The following is a 16,970-nucleotide window of genomic DNA, read 5'->3' on the forward strand; positions in this document are numbered from 1 at the left end:
GTGCTGGAGAGGGCGTCAATAGACATCGCGCACATAGCGCTTGTCTTTCGCGAGGCGGCTAACGTATTCCAGGGCTCTTTCGTCGCTCATGTCACCGTGTTGAGCAACGACAGCCTTGAGTGCCGCGTCGACGTCCTTGGCCATGCGACCGGCATCGCCGCAAACGTAGAAATGAGCTCCGGCCTCCAGCCAGCTCCACAGTTCTGCTCCGTGCTCGCGTAGACGATCTTGCACGTAGATCTTTTCGTTTTGGTCGCGGGAGAAGGCCAGATCGAGCCGGGTCAGCAGGCCACTCTTGCGCATCTGCTCCAGTTCGTCACGGTAATAGAAATCCGTGGCGGCATGCTGTTCACCAAAAAACAGCCAATTGCGACCGGTATCGCCACGTGCAAGCCGTTCGTGCAGAAAGCCGCGAAACGGCGCCACACCGGTACCGGGCCCGACCATCACGATAGGCGTGTCGCCACTGCGAGGGGGGCGAAAATGCGCCGACTTTTGCACGAACACTGGCACGCTTAAGTCATCGGCTCGATCGGCCAAGAAGGTCGAGGAAACCCCTTTGCGCTGACGCCGACCGTTGTTATACCGAACCGTCGCTACGGTCAGGTGTATCTCACCAGGATGTGCCTTGGGGCTCGAAGCAATCGAATACAGCCTGGGCTGCAGGCGCTTGAGCATGCCGACCAGGTCCGACGCGCCGAGCTCTATCGGAAACTCATGCAGCACGTCGACTAACTGCTGACCCCACAACCATTTTTTTAAATCGCTTTTGCGATCCTCGCTCAGCAATTCCCTGAGCGTGCCATTTTGACTTCTCGCCGCTATGTAGGCCAATGCCTCGGGGCTAGGACGCGCAATTTCAAAGTGCTTACCGAGCGCCTCGACAAGTTGTATCTCCCCTACACCCGGCACGTTCACTGCGGTATCTGCATGGAGCTTGCTCACCCCGATGATCTCGTCGACCAGTTCGGGGCAGTTGCTGGGCCACACGCCGAGCGCATCGCCAACTTCGTATTCGAGGCCGGATTCACCCGTTTCCAGCGAGAAATAACGTGTGTCTTTTGATGCTCCGTGTCTATTGAGCCGCAGATTTTTCACCAGCCGGGCAGCTCCCGGATTGGTCTTCGAATGCAGGGTGCCCGGTAATACGCCAGGGATCATTCCTTCGGCCGGCACGGCGTGTAGCGCCGCGTCTTCTTCCTTGATGCGCGCGATGATGCGCTCGAGCCAAGCGTCGGCCGCCGGTTGATACTCGGCATCGCAATCAACGCGCTCCATCAAGCGCAATGCCCCCTGCTCGGAGAGACGGGCGTCCAGATTTCGGCCATGGGCGCAGAACTGATCATAGTTTCGATCGCCGAATGCCAGCACCGCGTAGCGCAGACCATCAAGGCGCAAAGCATTCTCGGCCTTCATCGCGGCCCAGAAGCTTAGTCCGTTGTCCGGTGGATCGCCGTCGCCAAACGTGCTGGTCATCAGCAGCACGTATTGTGCTTTTGCCAGCGCGCTTATCGGATAGTCGGCCATGCTGGCGGTTCGTATTTCGAAGCCGGACTCCATCAGTTGCGTGGCATACAGGTCGGTCAGCGTTTCGATATTCCCCGTCTGCGATGCCCATAGCAGCACAACCTTGGGCCGTGTACGAGCGATCCGGACAGTGGAGGGCTCTTCGGTTGTCTGCGGCCCTTGCGCGGATGTTTCCAGCACGGGCGCGACAAGAGCGCAGCGGCTAAACGCACCCGCAAGCATGCCGTTAAACCAAAGCCGGGTGTCGGCGGTGAATGGCGCGTCCAGCGGTAACGCGGGAACGCCGTCCATTTGCCGACCCTCGAGCGTGCGCATGCCGCTGAGGAAGCCGGATATGTAAATGCGCTGTGTATCGGTGAGTTGAGGTACTGGCAGTTCTGGAATGCCGAGCAGGGTTACGAGGGCATTAATTTTGGGCATATCCAGTTCCTGGGGCGAACCGCCCTGATCGACGGTCGCTAACACGGATGAGGCAGATGACTCAGATCGTTGCGAGTTGAAGATGTCGTCATGCATATCGCGCGTCGTGGTCGTACTTGCTGCGGGTGTTACGCGACTGAGCACGACGGCGCAAAACTTGAATTCGGGCTGATGCGAAATCGGGTCTACGGCGTCATTGGTGACAGCATTGATACAAAGATCTTCGCCAAACACATCATTCCAATGCATGGGGGCGAAGCAATTACCGGCACGAACCCGATCGGTCACGATCGCAGGCAGCAAAGCACGACCTCGGCGAGACCGAATTTCGACGGTGTCTTTTTCCGTAATGCCGAGAGCCGCCGCATCCTCCGGATGGATTTCCACGAAGGGGCCAGGGTTCAGCTTGTTCAGCATGGCAACCTTGCCGGTTTTGGTCATGGTGTGCCACTGATGTTGCAAACGCCCCGTATTGAGTACGACAGGAAAATCCGAATCGGGCATTTCGGCGGGAGCGACGTGCGCACGCGCGAAGAAAATCGCCTTACCCCGTGCAGTGGGAAAAACCAGGCGCGGCCGACGGCCGTCGGACTGTTCCGTGAGCGGCTGACTGACGCCATCATTGATATAGCGAATCGGATTGCGGTCGTGGGTGCTTCCGGGCGCACACGGCCATTGCAACGGCGCTTCGCGCAACCGCGCGTGGCTCGCCCCGCGCAGGTCGTAACCGGTCTTCGGATTCGACATCCGGGTGATTTCCTCGAAGACCTCGTCCGCGCTGGCGTAACTGAAGGCCTCGGCAAAACCCATTTCACCCGCGACGCGCGCAATGATCTGCCAGTCCGGCAACGCCGCTCCCGGGGGTTCGACGGCTTTGCGCATCAGCGTCATATTGCGCTCGGAATTGATCATCACGCCTTCAGCCTCGGCCCACAAGGCGCCTGGCAGAAGCACGTCCGCGTAGCGATTGGTTTCCGTGTCGAGAAACGCATCCTGGGTGATGACCAGCTCGGCGGCCTGCAACCCGGCGATCACACTCTGACGATGCGCAACGGTTGCCACCGGATTGGTGCAGATAATCCAACAGGCTTTGATGTCCCCGGCAGCCATGCGAGAGAACATGTCGATGGTGCCGCCCGTGCCACCTTTACCGCTTGTGCCTTTTGTACCGCTTGTACCCTTCCCCAGTTCAGTCTTGAGCGTGCCACTGGGAATACCCCATAGCGCTTCGATAAAAGCGCGGTCCTCCTCCACCAGCACCGAACGTTGGCCAGGAAGCCCAGGGCCCATATAGCCCATCTCGCGACCCCCCATGGCATTGGGTTGCCCGGTTAGCGAAAATGGCCCGCTGCCGGGGCGGCATATCTTGCCGGTAGCCAGGTGCAGATTGCAGATCGCGTTGGTATTCCAGGTGCCGTGCGTGCTCTGGTTCAGGCCCATGGTCCAGCAACTCATCCACTCGGGGGCGGCGCCCATCCATTGCGCAGCGGTGCGAATATCCGACTCGGGAATGCCCGTGATCTCCGCGACCTTATCGGGTGTGTATTCCTCGAGAAAGGCGGGCATCGCTTCCCAACCCTCGGTCGATTCGGTGATGAAGACTGCGTCCGTGTCGCCATTCTTGTGAATGAGGTGCAGCAGGCCGTTGAGCAACGCCAGATCGCTCCCCGGTTTGATCTGCATGAAGAGGCTGGCTTTGTCGGCCGTCGCGTTGCGTCTTGGATCGACCACGATCAGCTTGGCACCGGCTTTCACGCGGTCCATCATCCGCAGGAACAGGATCGGATGGCAGTCGGCCATGTTGGCACCGATCACAAAAAACAGATTGGCCTTGTCGATGTCTTCATAGGAACCCGGCGGGCCGTCCGCCCCCAGCGACAGTTTGTATCCGCTGCCCGCACTGGCCATGCATAGCCGCGAATTGGATTCGATATTGTTGGTGCCGACAAAGCCCTTCGCGAGCTTGTTGATCAGGTATTGGGCTTCGATCGACATCTGACCCGACACATAAAACGAAAGAGCGTCCGGCCCATGCGTGTCGAGGATGCCGCGCAGTCGGCGGCCGGTATCGGCGATCGCCTGCGCCATGGGCAGGGGGACGGGATCCTGATTGCGTGCGTGACGCACGAAGGCGCTCTGCAGGCGGCCCGATTTGCGCAGGGCGACATGGGCCGACGAGCCCTTCGTACAGAGCCGCCCAAAGTTGGCCGGGTGTTCCTTGTCGCCGGAGATCTTGATGACCTGATCGTTTTCCACGTGCAAGATCATGCCGCAGCCTACCCCGCAGTATGGGCAAACCGTTTTTACGCTTTCGCTCGTCATCGCGATACTGTGCGGCGATGGTCCAACGCCATCATGTTGCGCACACCCAAGGTCGCCTGTTTTGGCGAGCACGGCAAACCGGACATATCGCTCGTACGGTTACCGATGAGCACCCGTACAGATTCGTGATTTGTCGTTCTCATAGGGAGACCCACACTTTGCCGCCCTCCACGCGGGCGGGAAAGCTGCTGACGGAATGTTCCGGTACCTCAATGCATTCGCCGGTGCGTAGGTCGAAGTGATGCTTGTAAATCGGCGACGCGACGACAATACGGTCGCCCAGGCTGCCGATCAGTCCGCGCGCGAGCACCGCCGCCTCGGCATTGATATCGTAGTTGCCAATCGCGAACACGCGGGTATCGCCATGGCTGACATGGAATACGGCTACCTGCTCGCCTTCAATCAATGCGCAGACGCCCGTGTTGGGCACGATCTCGTCCAGCGAGCAGACCGCTATCCAATTCTTCGAGTTTTCCATATGGCTCATGACGTGCTCCTAGGCTCAGGCGACTTTGACGATGGGTATCGAGATCGCAAGCGGGCTGGCAATCGGGCTGGCAAGCGGGATGGGAGTCGGCTTGCGCCGCGATTGCCGTTCTTGCGGTGTAGCCGGTCGGATTTGTCCGCGCTCTTCCAGGAACATCACGTTCTGGTCGGCCTGCTCGCTGTTGACGAAATGGCGAAAGCGCTTGCGTGTTTCGGGATCCTCGACGGCCTTCTTCCATTCGCATTCGTAGGTGTCGACGACATGCTGCATTTCGCGTTCCAGTTCGACGGCAAGACCGAGCTTGTCGCGTACGATGACGTCAACCAGGTACTCGAGTCCGCCTTCGAGATTGTCACGCCAGACACTGGTACGTTGCAGGCGGTCCGCCGTACGGATGTAGAACATCAAGAAGCGGTCGATCAACTTGAGTAGCGTCGGCTTGTCGAGGTCGGACGCGAGCAGCTCGGCATGGCGTGGCTTCATCCCGCCGTTGCCGCAAACATAGAGGTTCCAGCCCTTCTCGGTCGCGATGATGCCGATGTCCTTGCCCTGTGCCTCGGCGCATTCGCGCGTGCAGCCGGAAACCCCGAATTTTATCTTGTGCGGTGCGCGCAAACCTTTGTATCGGTTCTCGAGTTCAATGGCGAGGCCAAGGGAATCGTCCACGCCGTAACGGCACCACGTCGAGCCGACACAGGATTTCACGGTGCGCAGCGATTTGCCGTAGGCATGGCCGGATTCGAATCCGGCGGCAATCAGTTCCTCCCAGATCAGGGGTAACTGCTCGACGCGTGCACCGAACATGTCCACCCGCTGTCCGCCGGTGATCTTCGTATACAGCCCATATTTTTTGGCGACTTGCCCGACCGCAATCAAGCCGTCCGGTGTGACCTCGCCGCCGGCCATGCGCGGCACTACCGAATAGGTACCGTCCTTCTGGATGTTGCCGAGAAAATAGTCGTTTGAATCCTGCAGCGCTGCATGTTCTTTCTTGAGCACGAACTCGTTCCAGCAGGAAGCGAATATGCCCGCGGCTGCCGGCTTGCAGATCTCGCAGCCCATGCCTTTGCCATGTGCCGCCAGAAGCGCATCGAACGTCTTGATGCCACCGACTCGCACCAAGTGATAGAGCTCCTGGCGCGAATAGGGAAAGTGCTCGCACAAATGATTGTTGACGGCGAGCCCCTGCTTTTTCATCTCCGCCTTCATGATCTGCGTGACCAGCGCAACGCAGCCACCGCACGAGGTGCCGGCCTTGGTGCAGGTTTTCAGTTCGCCGATGTTCGTCGCGCCCGCGCCGACCGCTTCGCAGATCGCGCCTTTGGAGACGTTGTTGCACGAACAGATCTGCGCTGCCGCGGGTAGCGCATCCACACCGAGACCCGGCTTGGCTGTGCCGTCAGCTTGCGGCAGGATCAAAAATTCCGGCGCGTCCGGTAATTCGATGCGATTGAGCATCATCTGCAGGAGCGTGCCGTACTCGGCGGCGTCGCCTACCATCACACCGCCCAGCAGATACTTGCCGCATTCGGAAACCACCAGCTTCTTGTAAATCTGTTTGCGTTCGTCGGTGAATTGATAGGAACGGCTGCCCGGTGCATTGCCGTGCGGGTCGCCGATGCTGGCGACATCCACGCCCATCAGCTTGAGTTTGGTGCTCATGTCGGCACCGGTGAACGCGGCGTCTTCGCCCAGCATATGGCGCGCGGCGACCCGGGCCATATCGTAGCCCGGCGCGACCAGCCCGAATACCTGGCCGTTCCAGGCCGCGCATTCGCCGATCGCGTAGATGTCGGGGTCGGCGGTGCGGCAAGTGTCATCGATCACAATACCGCCGCGTGCGCCGATTTCGAGCCCGCTGCTGCGCGCCAGTTCGTCGCGGGGGCGTATGCCGGCGGAGAACACGATCATGTCGGTGTCAAGGTGGCTGCCGTCGGCGAACTGCATGCGATGCGTGGCCGTTTCGCCATCGACAATTTCAGTGGTGTTTTTACCGGTGTGCACCGCCACGCCCAGCTCTTCGATCTTGTGGCGCAGCACGCGGCCGCCGCCGTCGTCGACTTGTACCGTCATCAGGCGCGGCGCGAACTCGACTACATGCGTTTGCAATCCCAGGTCGCGCAAGGCCTTCGCGCACTCCAGGCCGAGCAGGCCACCGCCGACGACTACACCGGTCTTTGAGCGCGCACCGCATTCCTTCATGGCGTCGAGATCTTCGATGGTGCGATAGACAAAGCAGTCCCGGCGATCTTTGCCCGGTAGCGCGGGCACGAACGGGTAGGATCCGGTGGCGATGACTAGCTTGTCGTAGGGCAATGTCTCACCGGTGGAAACGGTGACGACCTTTGCCACGCGATCTATGGCCTCGGCGCGGGCATTGAGCTTGAGCAGGAGATTGTCGCGCTCGAAAAAGCCCGGCGTGACCAAAGACAGATCTTCTGCAGATTTACCCGCGAAGAATTCCGACAGGTGGACGCGGTCGTATGCCGGGCGCGGCTCTTCGCACAAGATCGTGACGTCGAGGTGATCCCTACCGCTGTCGGCCAGAGACTCGACGAGTTTGTGGCCGACCATGCCGTGCCCGATGACGATGACTTTCATAGCATTGACTTCCTGATTCGATGGAGTTTATGCGCCGCTATCGGCTTGCACGATGGCGCCTTGCACCCTATCCGGTGACGCGTGCGGGTCTGCGTGCGATTCTTGCTGCGGCATCGCCCAGGTAAGCCACTGCGTGCGATGCATCACAACCAGCAGGAAAGCGATGGCCGCGATGCCGCCAAATGTCGCGAAGCCCATTTGATAGCTGCCGGTGCTTTCCTTCGCCATGCCCATGATGACGGGCAGATAGAACCCTCCGATGCCGCCGGCCGCGCCGATGATGCCGGACATCAACCCCGTCTTGCCCTTCCAGCGATTCGGCACGAGCTGAAATGTCGCGCCGTTGCCGAGCCCGAAAAACACATACATCACCAGCAACAAAGTGATCCCGCCCGCAAGCGGTGGCATCCATGCAGCAAACGCGAAATCGCACAAGGAGATTCCGGCCAGTAGCACGATCAACGCGCGCACACCGGAGATACGATCCGCGATCAAGCCGCCGACCGGGCGCACCATGGCGCCGATAAACGCCAGCAGGGACATGAACAGGCCCGCTTCGAGCTTGGGCATTTGGTATAAGTTCGTGAGCAGTGTGGTTACGTATGAAGACATGCCGACGAATCCACCGAAGGTAATGCTGTACACCAGCATCACCACCCAGGTATCGCCTTCGACGAGCACGCTGCGGTAATGCTTGGGCAATACCGCAATGGCTACCAAAGCGCCCATCACCGGCAGCAGTAGCACACCGGCCCTGCCCGAGCCGAACACACCGGCATGCACGGCGACGACCAACACCACCAAAGCGGCCAGCGTGATGGCGAAGCTGAGAAATGCACGCGGTGCGCTGCCCGACTTGGGAGCAAGGTCTTTGGCCCAAAAGAAGATCGCGACAGCCGCAAGCGCCAGCAGCGGCAGGGCGGCACCGGTGGCTCTCGCCCAGCCGAAGTGGTCGGCCAGACCGGGGAACATGAAGCCATCGAGCACTGCGCCGATATTGCCGGCGGCAGCCAAGCCGAGAACGAGCCCTTGTACCTTTGCCGGATAGTTGCTTCCCGCCATCGGCAATGCCACGGCGAAGCTCGCGCCGCCTACGCCGAGGAACACCCCCAGCACCAGCAGCAAGGTGTAGGAAGGCGCGGACGGTAGAAGGAGTAGAACGACTGCGGGGAGTGCCGAGAGGGCGACGCCCAGCAACGCGACGCGGCGGCCATCGTAGGCCTGATACAAGTTGCCGAGGGTGACTCGCAGGATCGCTGCACCTAGTACGGGGACTGCGACCAGAAACCCCAGTTCAGCCGGCGACATGGGGATGTCTTTTTGGATGAAGGGAGCCAAGGGGCCAAACATCACCCATACGGTAAAGCCCGTGTCGAAGTACAGGAAGCACGCGAGCAGTGCGCGCCAATTGCCGCTTTTCAAGGAATGCAGTAGATGCTTCATCGGGGCTCTCGCTAAATCGATTACTGTTTGACGACCTAATGTCGGCGCAAAAAAAAAGCGTCCCGAAGCGTAGCCACCAGAATCGATTACTCGATCGAAGCAATTACGTTTCGGGACGCCTTTATCCCAGCAGCCCGCCCATCGTGAGCGAACCAAATTCAATTAAGACCGCCGTTGGTCTCGCCTAGACTCTAAGCAATAGCCATGCCATCCGGTGCCGAACGGGGTCGCTCGGCACCGATGGTTGGATCTTTTTTTTCGGTGGTTGGGTGCCCAGAGCCCATAGTGGGTAAAGGTTCAACGCGAACCGCGAGCTGAACCGAAGGCAATGCGCAGGGGATCTTTTATGCAGGGTCGCAGGACTGTTTCATCCGGCCCGATAAGGCTGCGCCAGGCACCATGAATATGAATCGCGGCACATGCATGGTGCGGTGCACTATGTGTGTGCGCCCATTCTATGCGCGGCTTAAGAGGGGGTCTTGATGGGTTTCGCTACTCAAACCTAAACCAGATCGGGCGTACTGAGCCGGACATAGGCCTCCAGCAGCAACGACTTATACACCACGCCCAACAGCACCGGATTCTCCCGGCTTTCCACCACAGGCAGGCGTTCTCCCTGGTGAGCGAGAAACAGTTGCAAGGCCTCGCTCATCGACATCCCGGCCGTCAGAAAGTCGAACCGTTCACGCAGCAATCCGGCAATCGTGTGCGTGTGGGGCCCTGTCTCATCGACCAATATCGAAGTCACATCCTGTAGCGCCACCACGCCGCAAAAACGCTGAGTGTGATCCACCACATACACATATTTGACCGGATGCCGCACGAACATGCGCGTCACCTCTTCAAACGGCGCATCGAGTTGCAGCACGGTTTCCGCGGGCTTGATCAAAGCGCGCATCTGCGTGCCGCGCAGCAGCACCCGCTCACGCGCATCGCGATGCCGCTTGACCGTAATTTCGTACATCGAGCGTTCGTCGATGAGACGCGCGACAAAGTAGGCCACCACGCAAGACAACATCAGCGGCAACATCACCTGGTAGCTCAGGGTCATTTCGAAGATCATCAGGATCGCCATTAACGGCGCACTGGTGGTAGCGGCCAGGAAGGCACCCATGCCGACGATGCTGTAGGCGAACGGTGCCGAAGTGCTCGCGGGAAACAACCCGTGCATGCCCTGACCGAACAAGGTCCCAAGTGCGGCACCGACGAACAACGTTGGCGTGAATACACCCCCCACCGCGCCGGAGCCGGTCGTCGCCGCGGTCGCGACGATCTTGAGCAATAGCACCACCAACACGGCAGACCAAGTCCACGGGTTATGCAACATCGAATTCACGACGCTATAACCGTTCCCCCACACCTCGGGCACCCAAATCGAACACACGCCGACAATCGCGCCCCCCACGCCCAGACGTATCGGCAGCGGCCAACCGGTTGCCTGGAAGCGTTTCTTGGATTGTTCGAGCAGACGCAGGTAATACGGCGCGCACAGGCCCGCGAGTATGCCCAGGCCGACGAATAGCGCGACCTCCGGGCCGAAGATGGTCGGAAACGACGGCATCTCGTAGGTGGGGCGATAACCGGGGAATTCGCGCATGGTGATATTGGCCACCACCGAGGCCACCACCAGCGGACCGAAATTCTCCATCGCAAACGAACCGAGCACAATCTCGGTAACGAAGAAGGCCCCGGCTATCGGCGCGTTGTAGGCCGACGTAATCCCTGCCGCCGCACCGCATGCCACCAGCAACCTGAGCCGCGTGGGGTCGAGATGCGTGAGGCGCCCGACGACCGACGCGCAGGTGGCAGACAGTTGCACCATCGAGCCTTCGCGCCCGATCGAGCCACCCGAGACGATAGTCAGCAGCGACGAGAAAATGCGCAGCAGATTGAAGCGCACCGGAATACGCCCATCGCCGATGGCGATCGCTTCCATGTAGTCGGAGGAGGCGCCCACCGTCAAGCGCCGGGCCAGCATCAACACAAAGCCGGCGGCAATTCCGCCCACCGCCGGCAGCGCCAACCGAGCCGGCCACGGCAAGGCGCGCGCCATCTCGACCAGCGAACCGCTGTGACCGACCAAGGTCCACTGCAGGCCCCGTATGCTTTCGCGAAACGAGATCGTGGTGAGCGCACCGAGAAAGCCGACCACCACGGCCCACAGCAACATGCGATGGGTTTCCGCCAGGCGGAACCGGCGTGCCAGAAAAACCCTCAGCCGTAGCAGCGCGCTCAGCACGATGTCGACGATGGTGGTTCGGGTGTCAGGAAGCCGATCCCATGTAAAGCTTCTGCGGATGGTTAGCCTGGGCAAAGAAGAACCAGCGTTCGGCGACCAAGCCCAGGTACTGCACCACGAAAGCGAGGTCGAACAGCACCGACGCGCCGAGCACGATGCCACCGATCAACAGCGCCAACGGGATCGGAAAGACCAGCACGATAAAGGCCAGCTTGATGGACTGCATGGTCGCTTCGGTCTGGCCATGCGAGAACTCGCGCATATTGAATGAGCCCGAGGTGAACCCGCGCGACTTCTGCACGAGCGGGCGCGCTTTGATGCCGGTCGCGCTTTGCAGGGTCGACTTCGGTTGCAGCCGTGCGTTGCGCAGCAGCGAGGCGCCGCGTGTGAAGCAACCAAGCACCGTCAGCACGATGGCCGCTACGGCGAAAAACTGCACGAGGTCCGGGGCGACCCACGTGGCACATGCCGTTGCCAACGTAAAGCCCGAGGCGCAGCCCAGCACGATGAAATTGGTGGTGGTCAAAGGCGTAGCCCATTCCTGCAGAAACTTCAGGCAGGTATAGATCATGCCGGTGCTCACGAATAGGGCAAAGCACAGCACGACGCCTACAGCTCCGATACCCAGCGTGACAGATGAGGCAGCGCCGAACCAGTGCGCCACGCCGTAGAAGAATACGGCCGCGGTAAATGCCGGCAGACAGATGCATTCGCGCGAGAGCCACGAGGTACGCCACATCGCGACCGCGCGCCACGCCCGTTCAGGATGTCCGAGGTGAAAGAACGAAGCGATCAAGCCGAGCACTGCGAACACGACGCCAAGCGCTGCACCGATCGCAAAGAAAGCGGGTGCCGGCATCGCCAGCGTGCCATAGCCGGCCAGCAACTGCACCAGCAGCAGCGCGAGGAACAGCCCCTGGGACGCACCGGTCAAGGTGGTCAAAAATACTACCGAGAAAGCGGGACGCATGATGGTGGAGACCTTGGTTTAGTTTTGAGTGCGCTGCGCCGCTGCAGCGAGATTGAGTTCGCCGCGCTCCATCTGGGCGTCCAGCCCGCGCGCATTGTCCTGGCGTGTCGCTTCGTTGTCCCTCACTTGCATGGTGGTCTTGCGACGCGGCAGGTAGTGGTTCGACGGGTTGGTGCCCCATTCCGGCATCAGTTGATAGCCGCCACGCTCGGCGATGGCGAGCGACACTTCCGACTGCGGATCATGGATGTCGCCGAACAGGCGTGCCGAGGTGGGGCAGGCCAGCACACATGCCGGCTTGCGATCGCGCTCAGGTAGATCGGGGTTGTCGATGCGGTCCGAACATAGCGTGCACTTGGTCATCTCCTTGCGCTTTTCGTCGATCTCGCGCGCACCGTAGGGGCAAGCCCACGAACAGTAATTGCAGCCTATGCATTTATCGTAGTCGACCAGCACGAGCCCATCGGACTTGCGCTTGTAGCTCGCACCGGTCGGACAGACCGGCACGCACGGCGGATCTTCGCAGTGCAGGCACGACTTCGGTAAATGGATCGTATCGGTATCGGGGAAGGTGCCGGCTTCATAGGTCAGCACGCGATTGAAGAACGTGCCCGACGGTTCGGCGCCGCATGGGTTCTTGTCGGCAAGACTACCGGCTTCGCCCGAGGTGTTCCATTCCTTGCAACTGGTGACGCAGGCGTGACAGCCCACGCAGACGTTCAGGTCGATAACGAGCGCCAGTTGGGTCATGACTGTTCCTCCGTGCTACGTGGCTTGGGGGTACTGCTGCCCGCGAAATAGGTCAGCCAGGCGCGCTTGACCCGGTTCATGGAACCCGGCAGCGACGGCATGGCTGCGACCTGTGGCAGGCTGGTGTTCGCATCCGCTTCGGCGGGATAGATGCGCACCCGCACGTCATACCAAGCGGCCTGTCCGGTGATCGGGTCCGAGTTGGAGGTGCGACCGCCTGCACTGGGCGACGCGCCTGGCAACGCGCTGGCCGAGTCGCCGGGCAACTTGCCGGGCAACTCATCGGTAATTAAATGGTTGAGCAGGAAGCCACGCCGCGATTCGTTGGCGTCGGGGCTCAGGTTCCATGCTCCTGATGCCTTGCCGATGGCGTTCCATGTCCACACCGTGCCGGGTTCCACGGCTTCGCTATAGCGCGCCATGCAGCGCACTTTGCCCCATGGCGATTCGACATAGATCCATCCTCCGTCGGCGATGCCCTGCGCTTTCGCCATGAGCGGATTGACGAACAGGTAGTTCTCGCCGTGGATCTGCCGCAGCCAGCTGTTTTGCGAATCCCACGAGTGATACATCGCCATCGGTCGTTGCGTGATAGCCGCCAGCGGAAACTTTTCGCGGTCGGTGTGGGCTTGCTCGAGCGGCGCATACCATACTGGCAGCGGGTCGAAATAACGCTCGATGCGCGCGCGCAGATGATCGGGCGGTTGGCGTCCTGCGGTCTTGCCTTGGGCCGCGAGCCGGAATTTTTGCATCACATCCGAATACAACTGAATGACGATGGGCTCCTTGAATTTGCGCAGGCCATTTTCCACTGCCCAGTCCAGATACGGTCCGTTGCAGTTGCGCATGAACTGCATGTTCTCGGGCATCACGTGGTGGTAGAAGCAGTTGTTCTTCTGGTACTGCTCGATCTGCTTCGGGTTGGGCGCGCCCTTCACGGCTTGGTCGCCGTTTTCACCGCGCCAGCCGATCAGAAAGCCGGTGCCCGAGTTCGGCGTGGTCTCGAAGTTCACGAGAAAATCGGTGTAACCCTTGAACTTGCGCGAGCCATCGGCGTTGGTGAAAGCCGGAAACTTCAAACGGCTCGCCAGTTCGATCAGCACCTCCTGGAACGGCTTGCACTCACCTGTGGGCGGCAGCACCGGAATGCGCATCGAGTCGACTGGCCCATCGAATTCGGAAATGGGCCGGTCAAGCATCGACATCGCATCGTGGCGTTCGAGGTAGGTGGTGTCCGGCAGGATCAGGTCGGCGTAGGCGGTCATTTCCGACTGGAACGCGTCGCACACCACGATGAATGGGATCTTGTACTCGCCGCGTGAGCCATCGGTCGTCGGGTGACGGTCGTTGAGCATCCTGCGGACTTCCATCGTGTTCATCGACGAATTCCATGCCATGTTGGCCATGAAAATCAACAGCGTGTCGATCGGATAGGGGTCCCCTCGCCAGGCATTCGTAATGACGCTATGCATCAGGCCGTGCACGGCCAGCGGGTACTCCCACGAAAACGCCTTGTCGATGCGCAACGGCTCGCCGTCGTGGCCGACGAACAAGTCTTCGGGGGCAGCCGGCCAACCCAGCGGGCCGGTTGCCAGCGGCGTATTGGGCTGTACCGCTTCCGGTCCGTTCGGCGGTTTGGCGGAAGGGGGTACAGCACGCGGAAACGGCGCTTTGTGCCGGAAGCCGCCCGGCCGGTCTATCGTGCCCAGCAGCGACATCATGATGGCCAGTGCGCGTATCGTCTGGAAGCCGTTGGAGTGCGCAGCGAGCCCGCGCATCGCATGGAACGCCACCGGATTGCCGGTCACGGTTTGATGCTCGACACCCCATGCGTCGGTCCACGGGATCGGCATTTCGATTTTGTGGTCGCGTGCGGTCACGCCCATTTCGATCGCGAGCCGACGTATCGTGTCGGCCGAGATGCCGGTGATTTCGGCCGCCCATTCCGGCGTGCAATGTTCGACCTGTTCTTCGAGCAATTGCAGCGACGGCTTCACCGGGGTGCCGTCGGGCAAGGTATAACTGCCGCGCAGGATAGGGTCGGCGCCGGCCGTGTGCGTCTTGACGGGGCCGTTGCTATGGCGGTCCCACCACATCTTGTTTTGCGGATACAGCGGATTGACGACCGGGCTGTTTTCGTCGTGCACGAACAGGCCGAACCGGTCGCTCTCGGGGTCGACATTGACCAGCTCGCCGGCATTCGAATAGCGTGCGATGAACGAGCGATCGTACAGCCCCTGCGCCATCAGCACATGGATGATCGCCATGAACAGCGCGCCGTCGGTGCCGGGGCGTATCGGTATCCATTCGTCGGCAATCGCGGAATAACCGGTGCGTACCGGGTTGATCGATATAAATCGGCCACCGGCGCGTTTGAATTTGGATATCGCGATTTTTAGCGGATTCGAATGGTGGTCTTCGGCGGTGCCTATCATCACGAACAGACGTGCCTGGTCGAGATCGGGGCCGCCGAACTCCCAGAACGAGCCGCCTACCGTATAGATCATGCCGGCGGCCATATTGGACGAGCAAAAGCCGCCGTGCGCGGCGTAATTGGGCGTGCCGAACTGTTTGGCAAACAGCCCGGTCAGCGCCTGCATCTGATCGCGGCCGGTAAAGAGCGCGAACTTCTTGGGGTCCGTCGCACGCAGGTGGCCCAAGCGGTCTTCCAGCAACTTGAAGGCGTCGTCCCAGGAAATCGGCTCGAACTTGGCTTCGCCGCGTTCGGCGTCAGGCACGCGTCGCAGCGGCAGCGTCAAGCGCGCCGGCGAGTACTGCTTCATGATGCCCGAAGCGCCCTTGGCGCAAATCACGCCTTGATTCAGCGGGTGTTCCGGGTTGCCGTCGATGTAACGCACTTCGCCGTCGCGCAGATGGACGCGGATCCCGCAGCGGCAAGCGCACATGTAGCAGGTCGTTGTTTTGACTTCCAGCTTCTCGTCACGCGTGCGGTGTCCGTGTTCCATTTGTGTCTCCGATGATCGATTGGTGACAATCGACACTATGCGCTTTAGTAATAAGCTTATATTAAGATAGCGCGCATCATCGTAGAAATCGCCATTTTCGCCGTCAACCATCAGAATTTCTTATATTTAGGCCTCTGCATGACGCCAGAACAACTACTGACCTTTGCCGCGGTAGCGGAGTACGGCAATGTCAGTCATGCCGCGAACGCCTTGTGCCTCTCACAGCCGGCCGTTTCGGGGCAGTTGCGCTTGTTGCAGGAAAGCATAGGCGAATTGCTCTATCAGCGCGAAGGCCGGGGCATCAGGCTGACCGAGGCCGGCCGTCAGTTGGCGCTGCATGCGCAAGGTTTGCGTGACAATTACCGTCAGGCGCTGGCATTCGAAAATGCGCTGCGCTCGCTCAAAGCCGGTGCGTTGCGTATCGGCGCCAGCACCACGCCGGCCAGTTATTTGTTGCCGTATCGGATCGCCGAATTTCATCGGCGTTATCCGGAGATTTCGCTCTCGACCATCGATGGCAATACCGCCGAAATTATGTCGGCGCTGACCCGCCTGGACGTGGCGTTTATCGAAGGCGCGGTGCCGGACGGGCTCGCGGCCGGGGTAGGGGTTTATCCTTGGCTACAGGACGAGGTGGTGGCCGTAGTCCCGAGTCAGCATCCGCTTGCGCAGCGCGGTGGCCCAGGCGCGACCCTGGTTGAGTTGGCGGCTTTTCCGATGATCTGGCGCGAGCCGGGGTCGGGGGTGCGGCAAATTGTCGAGCGCGCTTTTATCCGCGCCGACGTGGCTGTGCGCGTTAGTCTGGAGTTGACGGGTGTGGAAGGCGTGAAGGAAGCCGTGCGCGCCGGAATGGGCATTGGTTTCGTTTCGGCGTTGGCCATGCGACACGAGGATTCCGCGCTTGCGAGCGTGCACATACTCATGGGGCCTGGCGAGGCTGAGAGCAAGGCTGAAAATCGGAACCAACCGAATGCGCACGCGAGCCTGAACGCAAACCCGAACGCAAACCCGAACCATTCGAACGGCTTGACCCGCAGCATTACCATACTGGTGCCGCACCAAGAGGCGTTGTCGCGTGTGGCCCGCGCGTTCCTCGATATCTGTTTCGCATCGGATGAGCCCAACGAGCAAGGGAGCTTGGGTCGCGCTGATCCTGGTCACGCGTAGTTGCTCGTTACCCAGGAATTGTGGCGTATTAATATGGAAACCGCGATGGAAACCGCGATGGAAACTGCGCCGGAACTC

General features: G+C 60.5%; 9 protein-coding genes. 1 reads left to right on the forward strand and 8 read right to left on the reverse strand.

Annotated elements, in window-relative coordinates:
- Positions 1-15: 15 nt before the first annotated feature.
- From GSQ77_RS01405 to GSQ77_RS01440, 8 genes are all read right to left on the reverse strand, one after another.
- Positions 16-4,269 carry a sulfite reductase subunit alpha gene (locus tag GSQ77_RS01405; RefSeq protein WP_158898270.1) on the reverse strand — a complete coding sequence of 1,418 codons (4,254 nt, stop codon included), beginning with the start codon at positions 4,267-4,269 and terminating at the stop codon, positions 16-18.
- A 139-nt stretch (positions 4,270-4,408) separates the two neighbouring features.
- Positions 4,409-4,756, reverse strand: coding sequence for a nitrite reductase small subunit NirD (nirD, locus tag GSQ77_RS01410; RefSeq protein ID WP_158898272.1), 348 nt, complete (start codon positions 4,754-4,756; stop codon positions 4,409-4,411).
- 15 nt (positions 4,757-4,771) lie between these two features.
- On the reverse strand, positions 4,772-7,357 hold the full coding sequence (gene nirB / locus GSQ77_RS01415) for a nitrite reductase large subunit NirB (RefSeq protein ID WP_158898274.1): 2,586 nt from the start codon (positions 7,355-7,357) through the stop codon (positions 4,772-4,774).
- Between the two features lie 27 nt (positions 7,358-7,384).
- The gene (locus GSQ77_RS01420) at positions 7,385-8,800 is read right to left on the reverse strand and encodes an MFS transporter (RefSeq protein WP_158898276.1); all 1,416 of its coding nucleotides are present in this window, start codon (positions 8,798-8,800) and stop codon (positions 7,385-7,387) included.
- A 502-nt stretch (positions 8,801-9,302) separates the two neighbouring features.
- Positions 9,303-11,039 carry a ClcB-like voltage-gated chloride channel protein gene (locus GSQ77_RS01425; protein ID WP_158898278.1) on the reverse strand — a complete coding sequence of 579 codons (1,737 nt, stop codon included), beginning with the start codon at positions 11,037-11,039 and terminating at the stop codon, positions 9,303-9,305.
- A gap of 25 nt (positions 11,040-11,064) precedes the next feature.
- Positions 11,065-12,009, reverse strand: a complete 945-nt coding sequence (locus GSQ77_RS01430; RefSeq protein ID WP_158898280.1) for a DmsC/YnfH family molybdoenzyme membrane anchor subunit — start codon at positions 12,007-12,009, stop codon at positions 11,065-11,067.
- A gap of 18 nt (positions 12,010-12,027) precedes the next feature.
- Entirely contained in the window at positions 12,028-12,759 is a 732-nt protein-coding gene (locus GSQ77_RS01435) for a 4Fe-4S dicluster domain-containing protein (RefSeq protein ID WP_158898282.1), read from the reverse strand.
- Positions 12,756-15,725 carry a molybdopterin oxidoreductase family protein gene (locus GSQ77_RS01440; protein ID WP_158898284.1) on the reverse strand — a complete coding sequence of 990 codons (2,970 nt, stop codon included), beginning with the start codon at positions 15,723-15,725 and terminating at the stop codon, positions 12,756-12,758. The genes GSQ77_RS01435 and GSQ77_RS01440 overlap by 4 nt, the downstream gene beginning before the upstream one ends.
- Positions 15,726-15,863: 138 nt before the next feature.
- Here GSQ77_RS01440 and GSQ77_RS01445 point away from each other — a divergent pair, with 138 nt between their 5' ends.
- The gene (locus GSQ77_RS01445) at positions 15,864-16,892 is read left to right on the forward strand and encodes a LysR family transcriptional regulator (protein WP_158898286.1); all 1,029 of its coding nucleotides are present in this window, start codon (positions 15,864-15,866) and stop codon (positions 16,890-16,892) included.
- The last annotated feature ends 78 nt before the right edge of the window (positions 16,893-16,970 follow it).

Origin of the sequence: Burkholderia sp. L27(2015) (assembly GCF_009765705.1) — a bacterium.
GTDB lineage: Bacteria > Pseudomonadota > Gammaproteobacteria > Burkholderiales > Burkholderiaceae > LMUX01.

Bases quoted from the DNA above. Each gene is read 5' to 3' on its own strand.
- nirD (WP_158898272.1), bottom strand. From the start codon at position 4,756: ATGAGCCATATGGAAAACTCGAAGAATTGGATAGCGGTCTGCTCGCTG.
- GSQ77_RS01435 (WP_158898282.1), bottom strand. From the start codon at position 12,759: ATGACCCAACTGGCGCTCGTTATCGACCTGAACGTCTGCGTGGGCTGT.
- GSQ77_RS01445 (WP_158898286.1), top strand. From the start codon at position 15,864: ATGACGCCAGAACAACTACTGACCTTTGCCGCGGTAGCGGAGTACGGC.
- GSQ77_RS01430 (WP_158898280.1), bottom strand. From the start codon at position 12,009: ATGCGTCCCGCTTTCTCGGTAGTATTTTTGACCACCTTGACCGGTGCG.
- GSQ77_RS01420 (WP_158898276.1), bottom strand. From the start codon at position 8,800: ATGAAGCATCTACTGCATTCCTTGAAAAGCGGCAATTGGCGCGCACTG.
- GSQ77_RS01440 (WP_158898284.1), bottom strand. From the start codon at position 15,725: ATGGAACACGGACACCGCACGCGTGACGAGAAGCTGGAAGTCAAAACA.
- nirB (WP_158898274.1), bottom strand. From the start codon at position 7,357: ATGAAAGTCATCGTCATCGGGCACGGCATGGTCGGCCACAAACTCGTC.
- GSQ77_RS01405 (WP_158898270.1), bottom strand. From the start codon at position 4,269: ATGACGAGCGAAAGCGTAAAAACGGTTTGCCCATACTGCGGGGTAGGC.